This window comes from Photobacterium sp. GJ3 (assembly GCF_018199995.1).
Lineage (GTDB): Bacteria > Pseudomonadota > Gammaproteobacteria > Enterobacterales > Vibrionaceae > Photobacterium.
The window spans coordinates 251,310-263,990 of record NZ_CP073579.1 but is presented as its reverse complement, the minus strand read 5'-3'; the positions used below and the strand labels follow the sequence as shown (position 1 = coordinate 263,990).

General features: G+C 54.0%; 3 protein-coding genes and 1 pseudogene. All 4 read right to left on the bottom strand.

What is annotated here, in order from left to right:
• Positions 1-3: 3 nt before the first annotated feature.
• Positions 4-5,495 (bottom strand): annotated as a pseudogene (locus KDD30_RS17955) (amino acid adenylation domain-containing protein); the annotation flags it as partial.
• Between the two features lie 47 nt (positions 5,496-5,542).
• Positions 5,543-9,844: an amino acid adenylation domain-containing protein gene (locus KDD30_RS17950; RefSeq protein WP_249199463.1), complete on the bottom strand. Its 4,302-nt coding sequence runs from the start codon at positions 9,842-9,844 to the stop codon at positions 5,543-5,545.
• 731 nt (positions 9,845-10,575) lie between these two features.
• Positions 10,576-11,358, bottom strand: a complete 783-nt coding sequence (icmH, locus tag KDD30_RS17945; RefSeq protein WP_211651369.1) for a type IVB secretion system protein IcmH/DotU — start codon at positions 11,356-11,358, stop codon at positions 10,576-10,578.
• Positions 11,355-12,680 (bottom strand): type VI secretion system baseplate subunit TssK, encoded by a 1,326-nt coding sequence (gene tssK, locus KDD30_RS17940; protein WP_211651368.1) that lies wholly within the window; start codon positions 12,678-12,680, stop codon positions 11,355-11,357. Before tssK ends, icmH begins: the two co-directional genes overlap by 4 nt.
• Position 12,681 lies beyond the last annotated feature (1 nt).

Sequence of the window (12,681 nt, the reverse complement as noted above, 5' to 3'; positions counted from 1 at the left end):
CCGGCAGAAATGCGCGAGCAATGCCTCCGATGGAGACTCACCGGCAGTCACAAGCACCGCCAATGACGGGAAGGTGTATTCCGTCAACAGGGACAGAACAACTGGCGGCAGGGTGGCAAAATCGATGCCCTCCCGCTCAATTACCTCAGCCACCTGCGTGGCATTTCGCTCATGTTCAGCGCACAGATAGCCCTTCAGCCCGCTTGTCAGGCTCATAAACATTTCCCACACCGAGGCATCAAACACATAGGATGCGAACCACAGGGCATACTGGCGCTGTGTCGTCTGAAACAGCGATTGCTGGGCCCGAATCAGGTGTGCGACATTCCGATGCGTCACCATCACCCCTTTCGGCTGGCCTGTGGTGCCTGAGGTGTAAATCACATACGCCAGATCTTCTGGCGACGGGCCGCTGTCCAGATTTCCGTCCGGCATGGCCTGCAACGCATCACTGTCGGCCAGAATCATCCGCGCATCATGTCCACCCGACAGGAGAGCATCGACGTTCGCCTGCTGCGGGCCATGAGTGATCACCAGTGGCGCCCGGGTATCATCTAAAATAAATGTACTCCGCTCTGCCGGGTATTCCGGCGAAATGGGCACGTAGGCCGCCCCGCCTTCAGCACCGCCAGAATACTGATCACCATCTCCGGGCTGCGGTCCAAATACAGCGCCACCAGGGTATCGGCTGACAATTCTGAGTGCTGGGTTTCTCCGTACGTCTGCCGGATCTGCCGCGCCAGCTGATTGGCTTTACCATTCAGTTCGCGGTAGGTCAGAGACTGCCCTTCAAACACCAGTGCAATATGGTCTGGCGTTCTTGCCACCTGAGCTTCGAATAACGTGACCAGACTCTGGTCCTGCGGGTATGGTGCTTCAGTCTGGTTGAAGGTGGTCAGCAGGGTGTGTTTTTCTTCTGTGGAGAGCAGCGTGATCGCGTCATGATGCTGATGCGGATCGCGGGCTACCGCCATTAAGATCGCCTGAACCTGCTGTAACAGCCGCTGAGCCTGTGCATCATCCAGCCAGTCCAGACCATAACTGAGTTTCACCACCAGAGTCTGGCCTTGTTCGTACCCCATCACCGACAGCGGATAATCCACTTTCTCGATCGCCTCCCGGAAGGTGAGATGGTCTGCAATCGAATCGTCCTGCTGCCCTTCTGTGGCTGGTGCCGGGTAATTTTCAAACACCATCAGCGAGTGGAACAATCGCTCCCCGTTCTGCTGAAGCTTCGCCAGCGACATGGCACTGTGGGTGTTGATGGCGGCCACTTGTTTGTGGATCCCCTGCAAGACTTCTGAAATACTCGCCGACGGCGACCAGTCCACACAAAGTGGCAGGGTATTGATATATAGCCCGACACTCTGCTCAATGCCTTCAACCGGCACATCCCGCCCGGAGACCGTGGTCCCGACCAGCGTCTGTGAGTCCCCGGTATAAGTGTTCAGCAACTTATGCCAGGCAAACTGCAGCGCCACGTTGAGTGTGATCCCCAACTGCTGGCAGGTGTCCTTCAGCTGCTGATAACGGGTTTCGGCCAGGGTCAGTGTCTGGGCCGACGGGCGCTTCACCTGTCTGGTACTGGCAAGATTCACCGGATAAGTCAGCAGCGGCGTCACATCATTCCCACCTTCCCAGGCAGACTGCTGTTTCAGCCAGTACGCTTCCGTTTCTGCCTGATGGGCCAGATGGTATTGCTGTGTCCCGGCATATGCCTCGTCTGCAGTGATCGCGGGTGTTTGCCCCTGACACAGTTGCTGATAATACCCATGTACTGCCTGCCAGAGTACCGGACCGCTCCAGCCATCTGCGATGCTGTGATGCTCGGTTTTCAGCAGGGTGTAATGGGTCTCATGGTGCCGGATCAGGGTCAGCCGGAAGAGTCCCGGCTGCATCAGGTCAAAGCCTTTCGCCCGCTCAGCTTGTTGCAAACGACTGATTTCACAATCTCGTTCTGCTGCCGATAAGTGACTGAGATCCACAACCTCCAGCGGCAGACCCGCCACTGCCGTCGGGGACAACACGATCTGCAGCAGCGCTTCCTGCCAGTCAAATGCCATCCGAAGAGCAGGGAAACGCTCCACCGCCAACTGCCAGGCCTCCCGGTAGGTCGCAACATCCAGGGCGCAGTGGTAGTCCATCAGTAACTGCACACAATACGCATCATCCTCAGGCTGGCTGAGCTGATGATAAATAAAGCCCTGCTGCAGACTGCTGGCCGGGTAGATGGCTTCAATATCATGATAACGCTGCTGCAGATGCGCCAGCTGGGATTGAGACACCACACCCTGACCATAGTCGCTGGCTGTCCGGATCCCGCCCAATGTGGCCTGAGTACAGGCGGTGTCAACCACGGCACACAGGGCCTGCTCAAATGCCCGGGAAAACGCCTCACCCTGTGCTTTACCTAATCGGCTGTGCACATAAAAAGACAATTGACCGTCCTGCACCGCGCCGTTGATATTGAGCAGCAAGGGGCTCTGATTTTCTGGCGCAACCATCACGCCACACGGCTCACTGGTCAGCGACCACAGCGTATCGGCCTTACCGACACTGAGCTGACCAAGATAGTTGAAACTGACCCGGGGTAAAGGCTGACTCAGCTGATCCGCCAGCGCGCCATAACCGATCCCTTTGTTCGGGATAGCCTGTAACATCTCTTTGGTCTGAATAATGGTGTCAGCAATCGCCAGTGTGCTCGTCAGCCTGACCGGATACATAGTGGTCAACCAACCCACCGTACGGGAAAGGTCAATCCGTGCGTCAATTGCCTCCCGGCCATGGCCCTCCAGCAGAATCGCGTTCTCGGCCTGACCGAAGGTTTCCGAGAGCGCAATCCCCAGCGCACTGAGCAGCAGATCGTTGACTTGGGTGTGATATCCCTGCCCGGCCTGAGATAACAGCGCCGAAGTCATGGACGGGGTCAGAGCTGCGGTGTGTTCATTGAGCTCTGCCGGGACCAGTTCAGGCGCTGGTGCAGAGAGCACCGATGACCAGTAAGCCACCTCCTCCGGGTGTGTCTCACCGTAATGCCGCACTGTCTCGACCCACTGGCGGTAACTGCTGGTTTTTGGCGGCAGCGCTTCCCCGGCCAGCAGAAGGCGCATGTCTTCTGCAATCAACCGCCAGGAAACCGCATCAATCACCAGATGATGTGCCGCAAAGAACAACCGGGCACTGCCGTCGGCATAGCCAGTCAGGTGAGCGGCCTGCCAGACGTTCCCTGCGTGATAATCAAATCCGCGCTGTAAATCAGTCAAATACTGCTGCAGCGAAGCATCATCGCCCCCGCGAACATCCAGAACTTGCAGAGCTGGCTGTCGGCCCACAGACTGGTAGCATTGCTCATAGCCTTCTGATGTCTGCACAAAGCAGGTTCGCAGACTGTCATGCTGGGCAGCCAGTGTCGCCAAAGCCCGCTCAATATCGGCCGACGCCATCTCCCCGGGGATCCGTACCATGAAGGCCTGATTCCAGTGTTGTGGCGACGGCCACTCACATTCGAAGAACCACTGCTGGATAGGCAGTAAACCAAACGTCCCAGTGAGTTCGCCCTGCTCGGTGAGCATCTCTGTCGACACTTGCGCCTCTGACAGTACCCCCGCCAGCGTTCGGATGGTCGGGTGATCAAAGAGCGTTTTCACCTGCAGGCTCAACCCGGCCTGACGCAGTTTGTTAACCAGTTGAATACTGACAATGGAATCGCCCCCCAACCGGAAGAAGTTGTCATCAATGCCAACTTGCTCGACCCCGAGGAGCTGCTGCCATACCTGACACAGCTGTGCTTCCAGGGCATTGCGCGGTCCCCGATAGTTGTCTTCGCTCACCCACACCGGCGCAGGCAGTGCCCGGCGGTCCAGCTTGCCGTTGAGGGTCAACGGCATTTTCTCTATCGGTGTGATACTGCCCGGCACCATATATTCCGGCAGCTGGGCCGACAGACGCTGACGCAGTGACTCAGTATCTACATCACCATGAGCCGGAACCACATAGGCCGCCAGCACTTTGCTGCCTTCCCGGTCCAGGTCGACCACCACCGCCTGCTGTACACTGGGCTCAGCGCTGAGCACGCTGGCAATTTCACCCAGCTCAATCCGGTAACCCCGGATCTTCACCTGATGGTCGTTCCGGCCCAGATATTCCAGATTGCCGTCCGGCAGCCAGCGCACCAGATCGCCGGTGCGGTACAGCCGTGTATAGCCTTTCGCCTTGTCGGCTTCCGTGGCAAACGGATTGGCCATGAAGCGCGCCGCCGTCAGTGCCGGACGATTGAGGTAACCCCGGGCCAGACCCGCCCCGCCGATATACAGCTCACCCACCGCGCCCGGCGGCAGCAGCTGCTGATGTTCATCCAGCACATACAGCTGGGTGTTGCTGATGGGCACGCCGATATTATTGGCAATATCCCCCGGCTGGTAGAATCTGGCGCTCGCACACACCGTGCTTTCGGTCGGTCCGTAAGCATTAAAGACCTGACTGTGCCGGCAGAAATGCGCGAGCAATGCCTCCGATGGAGACTCACCGGCAGTCACAAGCACCGCCAATGACGGGAAGGTGTATTCCGTCAACAGGGACAGAACAACTGGCGGCAGGGTGGCAAAATCGATGCCCTCCCGCTCAATTACCTCAGCCACCTGCGTGGCATTTCGCTCATGTTCAGCGCACAGATAGCCCTTCAGCCCGCTTGTCAGGCTCATAAACATTTCCCACACCGAGGCATCAAACACATAGGATGCGAACCACAGGGCATACTGGCGCTGTGTCGTCTGAAACAGCGATTGCTGGGCCCGAATCAGGTGTGCGACATTCCGATGCGTCACCATCACCCCTTTCGGCTGGCCTGTGGTGCCCGAGGTGTAAATCACATACGCCAGATCTTCTGGCGACGGGCCGCTGTCCAGATTTCCGTCCGGCATGGCCTGCAACGCATCACTGTCGGCCAGAATCATCCGCGCATCATGTCCACCCGACAGGAGAGCATCGACGTTCGCCTGCTGCGGGCCATGAGTGATCACCAGTGGCGCCCGGGTATCATCTAAAATAAATGTACTCCGCTCTGCCGGGTATTCCGGCGAAATGGGCACGTAGGCCGCCCCCGCCTTCAGCACCGCCAGAATACTGATCACCATCTCCGGGCTGCGGTCCAAATACAGCGCCACCAGGGTATCGGCTGACAATTCTGAGTGCTGGGTTTCTCCGTACGTCTGCCGGATCTGCCGCGCCAGCTGATTGGCTTTACCATTCAGTTCGCGGTAGGTCAGAGACTGCCCTTCAAACACCAGTGCAATATGGTCTGGCGTTCTTGCCACCTGAGCTTCGAATAACGTGACCAGACTCTGGTCCTGCGGGTATGGTGCTTCGGTCTGGTTGAAGGTGGTCAGCAGGGTGTGTTTTTCTTCTTCTGAGAGCAGGTCGATCTCACGGATCCGGGTCTCCGATGCCTCCGCGTACACGGTCAGCAGCTTTTGATAACCGCTCAACAGGCGGGACATGCTCACATCCGTAAACAGACTGGTCGCAAAATTCAGTGAACCACGAATCACAGACCGCCCGTATCCTCTCCTTCTTCCAGGAGCAGGCTGAGATCATACTTCGCCGGACTGAAATCGACTGCCGTTGTGGCGAACGGACTCAACGGCAATATATTGTTACTGAGATCAGCTTCATTAAAAGACTGCACACTGAACATCACCTGGAACAGCGGATGACGGCTCTGATCCCGCGTCACGCCCAGCGCATCCACCAATTGCTCGAATGGCAGGTCCTGATGGGCTTTGGCTCCGGTCACCACGGCGTGAGTCTGATCAATCAATGCTGCGATGGTATCTTCAGATTTCACGTGCGTACGCAGTATCAGAGAATTCACAAACATCCCGATCAGCCCTTGAGTCTGACTGTGATGGCGGTTATCCGTCGGGGTTCCCAGCAGAATGTCTTCCTGATGACTGTATTTCGACAGCAAGACACTGAAAGCACTCAGCAGCACCGTATACAGGGTTGTCCCCCGAACTTTGGCCAGGGCTTTCAGCGATGTAGAGACCTCAGCTGGCAAGCTGAAATGCAGGTTCTGACCCGCGTAATCCAAAGTAGCAGGTCTGGGCTTGTCCGTCGGAAAGTTCAGTGTTTCATAGCCGCTGAGCGCCTCCTGCCAATAAGACAGCTGTTGATCCCGTACCGGACCCTGCAGATAATCCCGCTGCCAATGCGCATAATCGCCGTAACTGAGCGGCAGCTCAGGCAGACTTGGGGAGCGATGCTCCAGCAGCGCCTGATAAGCTTCGCTGAGCTCACGGAAGCATATTTCCACAGACCAGCCGTCCATCACGATATGGTGCCAGAGCATCAACAGGTAATGCTGCGCTTCCTGATGCGAATCCCCATCCACCACGTAGTGATGCACACGCATGCCCGCTTCTTCCCGCAAAGCAAAAGGGGCGGTGATGTCGGCGCGAACAGCCGCTTCCAGGGCTGCATCGTCAGCCAGAACCTGAGTTGAAACAACCAGTACATCAGACACAACACGCTGATGCCCCACCCCTTGCTCATCGTAGCCATAGACACTTTTCAGAACCGGATGGCGATCAACCACCATATTCAGCGCCTGCGTCAGTACAGGCAATGCCGCATCACTCTCTAATCGGAATAACTGTGGAATATGATAGGCGGACGTTCCCTGTGCAAAGTCCTCAATAAACAACATCCGCTCCTGAGCAAAGGACAGCGGATAACGCTCTAGTGCCAGTGCCGGAATCTCAATCGTCTCCGACAAAGCTTTCAGCTGTGTACTTAACCCCGCCACTGTTGGCTGCTCAAAGAGTGCTGCCAGCGGAATGTCCACATTCAGTTGCGTCCGCATAGCAGCGGTCAGTTTAATCGCCTGAATCGAATCGCCCCCCAACCGGAAGAAGTTGTCATCAATGCCGACCTGCTCAATCCCGAGGATCTGCTGCCATACCTGACATAACTGGGCTTCCAGTGCATTGCGCGGTCCCCGATAGCTGTCTTCGCTCACCCACACCGGCGCAGGCAGTGCCCGGCGGTCCAGCTTGCCGTTGAGGGTCAACGGCATTTTCTCTATCGGTGTGATACTGCCCGGCACCATATATTCCGGCAGTTGGGCCGACAGACGCTGACGCAGTGACTCAGTATCTACATCACCATGGGCCGGAACCACATAGGCCGCCAGCACTTTGCTGCCTTCCCGGTCCAGGTCGACCACCACCGCCTGCTGTACACTGGGCTCAGCGCTGAGCACGCTGGCAATTTCACCCAGCTCAATCCGGTAACCCCGGATCTTCACCTGATGGTCGTTCCGGCCCAGATATTCCAGATTGCCGTCCGGCAGCCAGCGCACCAAATCGCCGGTGCGGTACAGCCGTGTATAGCCTTTCGCCTTGTCGGCTTCCGTGGCAAACGGATTGACCATGAAGCGCGCCGCCGTCAGTTCAGGCCGATTGAGATAGCCCCGGGCCAGACCGGCCCCACCGATGTACAGCTCACCCACCGCACCCGGCGGCAGCAGTTGCTGATGTTCATCCAGCACATACAGCTGGGTGTTGCTGATGGGTTTCCCAATACTTACGTCATTCGGAAGCACAGCTTTCTGAGTCGCACAAACCGTTGCCTCAGTCGGACCGTACTGATTGAAAAGGGTTTCAACTGGCAATTGGGCCAGCGGATTGAGCGATTCTCCGCCAACATGCAAGACTTTCAGGGCCGTACCGGCGAGCTTATCCCCCAGATAGTTGAACAGCGCGGTCGGCAGGAACGCCTTGGAGACTTCATGCTCATTCAGATATGTCAGCAATGCCTGTTCATCACGTTGGATGGCCGATGTGGCCAGATGCAACTCACAACCGAACATCAAGGAAGGGAACAGCTCATATACCGATGCATCAAAGACATAATTTGCAAAACACAGGACTTTCGCCTGCGGAGCCAGCTGATGACTATCCCGCATAAAATAGGACAGATTCACAACGCCTGGATGCGCCACCATCACCCCTTTCGGCTGGCCTGTGGTGCCCGAGGTGTAAATCACATACGCCAGATCTTCCGGCGACGGGCCGCTGTCCAGATTTCCGTCCGGCATGGCCTGCAACGCATCACTGTCGGCCAGAATCATCCGCGCATCATGTCCACCCGACAGGAGAGCATCGACGCTCGCCTGCTGCAGGCCATGAGTGATCACCAGTGGTGCCCGGGTATCATCTAAAATAAATGTACTCCGCTCCGCCGGGTATTCCGGCGAAATGGGCACGTAGGCCGCCCCCGCCTTCAGCACCGCCAGAATACTGATCACCATCTCCGGGCTGCGGTCTAAATACAGCGCCACCAGTGTGTCCGCAGACAGTTCTGTCTGATGAGACGCCCGGTACATCTGCCGGATCTGCCGCGCCAGCTGATTGGCTTTACCATTCAGTTCGCGGTAGGTCAGAGACTGCCCTTCAAACACCAGTGCAATATGGTCTGGCGTTCTTGCCACCTGAGCTTCGAATAACGTGACCAGACTCTGGTCCTGCGGGTATGGTGCTTCAGTCTGGTTGAAGGTGGTCAGCAGGGTGTGTTTTTCATCGTCTGAAACCAGATCAATTTCACCGACAGGCCTATCATGATTCTCAACAAAGGTCGTGAGCACTTTCATAACTCGCGTAATCAATGCCTGACTCTCTTCCGGTGTGAAAAAAGCGTCCAGAACATGGGCTGACAGGACGAACGGGCAGTCACGACCATAATCTTTCAGCCTCAGTACAAGTGCCTGACTGATGTCTTGCTCATATATTCGCGTTAATTCATGCCCCCTGCTTTCTTTGCCAAAGGCTTCATAATTAACAGTCACGTTTGGCAATGAACCCCCGCAATCACGTGCGAGCCGGCTCAGATGGGCTGCCGGATACCGGCAATGTCGTAAAGCACTGTTCAGTGTTCGCATACAGTCTTGAATGTAATCCAGACGAGCCGTCTCCGGTGTCACTGTGATCGCAACCGGGTAATCATTTGAATGCATCCCGACGACCTGCATGCCCTGACGTCCTTGCCTGCCATGGGTCACCGTACTGAAACAGAGCTCGGTTTGGCCGTTCATCCGTGACAGCACCACACTCACTGCGCCAAACAACATCGCCTGCAACGTCACGCCATGTTGTTCGCAGTAATCCTGCATGGCATGCTTGAGCGCCTCCGGCAAAGCCTGAATTGAGTAATGACTCCCTTTCTTAAGATACCGGGCGGAAAGGCAAGTCATCTCATGCTGCTGAAAAAACGCCGCCCAATACGCCTGATCTTTTTCATATCGAGGTGAGTCCAGATATTGTCTGGCCCGTTCAGCAGCAGGCTGATATTGAGGAATATCGCTCAGCCACTCATGGTTCTGCTGGTTCACAATATCCTGATAAAGCTGGTGTAAATACTGCTGAAGCTGGTACATCCCCGTACCATCGCAAATTAAATGGTGCAGTTTAATAAAAAGGTAACTGGTCTGGTTATCCAGCCTGATCAACGTCAGTTGATGGAGGTTGTCTCCGAGATAGTCGAATGGCTGCGCCATATCCTCACTCAACCAAAGCTCCGCATCTGCTTTAGGTGTCGAACTGGCACTAAGATCCACGATATGAACGGTATCGTTCCCAATCTCAGGCGACAGGGTTTGCCGCACCTCACCATCAGCAGAAACATTGAAGGTCAGACGCAGTGCATCCAGGTTCGCTACCAGCAGTGACCAGACATGCTGCAGAATCAGGGGATCAATATGCTTTACTAACATACAAGACCCGACATTATACCGAGTACTTAATGGCGTCAGCGCCTGATCGTAAAAGATGTTTTCTTGAGTGGGATGCAAAGAAAAAGTTTGAGGAAACAAAATAATATCCTTCTAATCATTAAATCATTCACTTTGCACAGGTTTTTATCAATTGAGTTGGAACTCAATTGGTATGGGAGGCAGACTGTATTCAATGAGCATTACCGTGTCATGTGAATGAACGGCTGAACCCATAAATAACTTATTTAGAATAAACTCTAAACGCACATGAATGGCAGTCAGAATCATGCTGCCATTCCATTGAACATTTAGAACCAGGAAGAAAAATCCGCTGTTACTTGAATGGTTTGATATTTATTTCAGAGTTAGATGGCGCCTCACCTGCGCCCCGAGAAGATGCCTTCTATTTAAATTTTCGTCAATAAAGATAAAGATAGATTAAACCTATAAATTGAAGTCAGTCGCACATAATTAAATTGATATTACATTGAAATTGCATTGACATGAAAATAAAAAATCAAACATAAAAACAACTAACACAATAAAAGGCCGATTGCACCCAGCTCCTACAAATGACAAAGTCGTTTATAATCATGACTATAGATAAGGACTCGAATCACTTCTCTAGCCTCAACACCAACCCAAAACGCCTCTCAATATCGTGATCATCAATTATTTCAACTCATTATCATAGGAATGTTCAAAAATCATTATCTCCCATATAACTTATATTCAAACATTGATTTATCAGGCACAAAAAAAGCGCGATTCATCGCGCTTTTTTGACATCCTGTACAACCCAGGAAATGTTACTGAACAAGCTGATTGAATTTCAAATCAATGACCAGATAGGTTGCGGCGTACATTGCAGCGATTAAGCCAACACTAACCCCCATGATCAGTTTTGGCGGAATCACCCGTCTCAGCGGACGACTGAGCGATGCGGCTTTTAAATTCACCAGCTGCAACTTTTCCTGATCGGCCAGCCGGTCTTCTCTGATCAATTGATAAATCGTATCTGCAATATCAGCAATCTTCTCATTGCCGCGTTCAACGCGACCATATTTGCCTTTAAAACCGACCTGCAATAAGAAATACAGAAATTCAATCAGATGACGATAACGCTTGGGATCCTGTCGCAAGCGTTCAAGAATGGTGTAAAACTTATCACCGCCTGAAGTCTCATTATGAAATTCAGCCAGCAGACTGTTTGTACTCCAGTTACTCTTCTCCCCCCACTCCTGACTGTACACGGCTTCATCTACCGCGGCACACACGCAATAGCGCATCACGAGTAATGAGGCACGATCCGTATTTGCCAGTAATAAGCGCTTCTCTGATTCCTGTATCTCGCGGCTGATCTGCTCACGCAAAGGCGTTGGATCATCCAGCCAGGGAATTGAGGGAATACACGTCAGGCAAGCCAGCACCCAAGTGAATTCGTCCACCAGCGTGTTGATTCCCATTTTCTTAATTTCCAGCTGCTTCACCGCAATGTTGCGCGGTACTTCTGGCGCCGGCATCACCTCCATGGGCTTACCCGGCTCCGACTGGAAGAGGACGACGGTTACATCATCTTCAATTGAACTCATAATCTGACCGCCCACAATTGCAGTTCCAGATTCGGGAAGTCACCGGAAACATGCATCGCAATGCCAGACGAAGCAGCCAGCGCCTGCCATTCTTCAGAGGCTTTATCCAGCTCGAAGTAAGTAAACCCGGCATGATATGGTAACTGTCTTGGCACAACCGGCATGGGTTTGATGGCAATCCCTGGCAACTGGTAATTGACCAGATCACGAATATTCTCCAGGCTGCCCACTTTCGCCTGAGACACAAACCGGGTGTGCAGCACATCCAGTGTGACATCCGCTTTGACTGCGAGAATAAAGGTGGTGGTGTGGATAATTTCCCGATCAGCAATATTCGCGACACGGACACCGTATCCCTGCTCTTTCAGCACCAGTGGGATTGCACGCTGCTCTGACATCACGGTCAGGTTCATCCGGTTCCGGCTGATCAGCGACCACATACAATCCGTCAGTTCGCCCTGATTGTAAGGTAAATACGATTCCGGGCGTCTGGAAGGCGCACACAGGGTTGCCAGCTCGCCTTCTGCCTGCAAAAGCACGCGATACAGGGTTTCAGGATGGACCCCTTCCAAGCCTGCGATATGCCAGAAAACCGGTTCCAGACGGTTCACAACCTGCAGTAACATGAAATCGGCCACCGAAGAGACGCCCTGCTGATCCACCACCCCGAGGCGTGACACGATTGATTCAGCGCGATGCTTGAGCAAAGAGGCAAATTCAGTCACAAATTTAGTCAGTACAGCAGAAGCGCGGATATCCAGACAAGTCGGAATGAATTTATCATCCAGCAGCACCGTGCCGTCGCTCTTCACTTCAGAAATTTTCAGGACAGGAATAGACGTATACGCAGAGCGATCATCACTTTCCAGCATCAGCCGGAAATTCAGGCTGCCCACATGGATGGTTGTGGTATCTTCGCTGTCGTAGAGGCAATCGACAACTTGCTGTTCCTGTAAGTGATAACGGGCACCATCACCCGACTTCGTGTACAGCTCACCCTGCTCAGACGGCAGCGGACAACACAGATAAACCACTTTATCGACGGTTGAAGAATCCACTTCGAGCAATGCTGGCGCCGGGGCTTCTGCCGGCAGCGCAAAAGGCGTGCGATCCTGCAGGATCCCTTCTGCGACCGTGACGCCAATCTTGCCCATTTTCAACAATTCATGGTTGATTTCCAGTCGGCTGATCCCCCAGTTCAACGGTGCACTGAACGCAGTGAATAAGCTTATCTGCTGGGAATGAAACCGATCCAGTTGCTGGAAATGCTGCGGTTTCATAAACATCCCGTCTTGCCAGACAACAGGGTTATACAATGACATA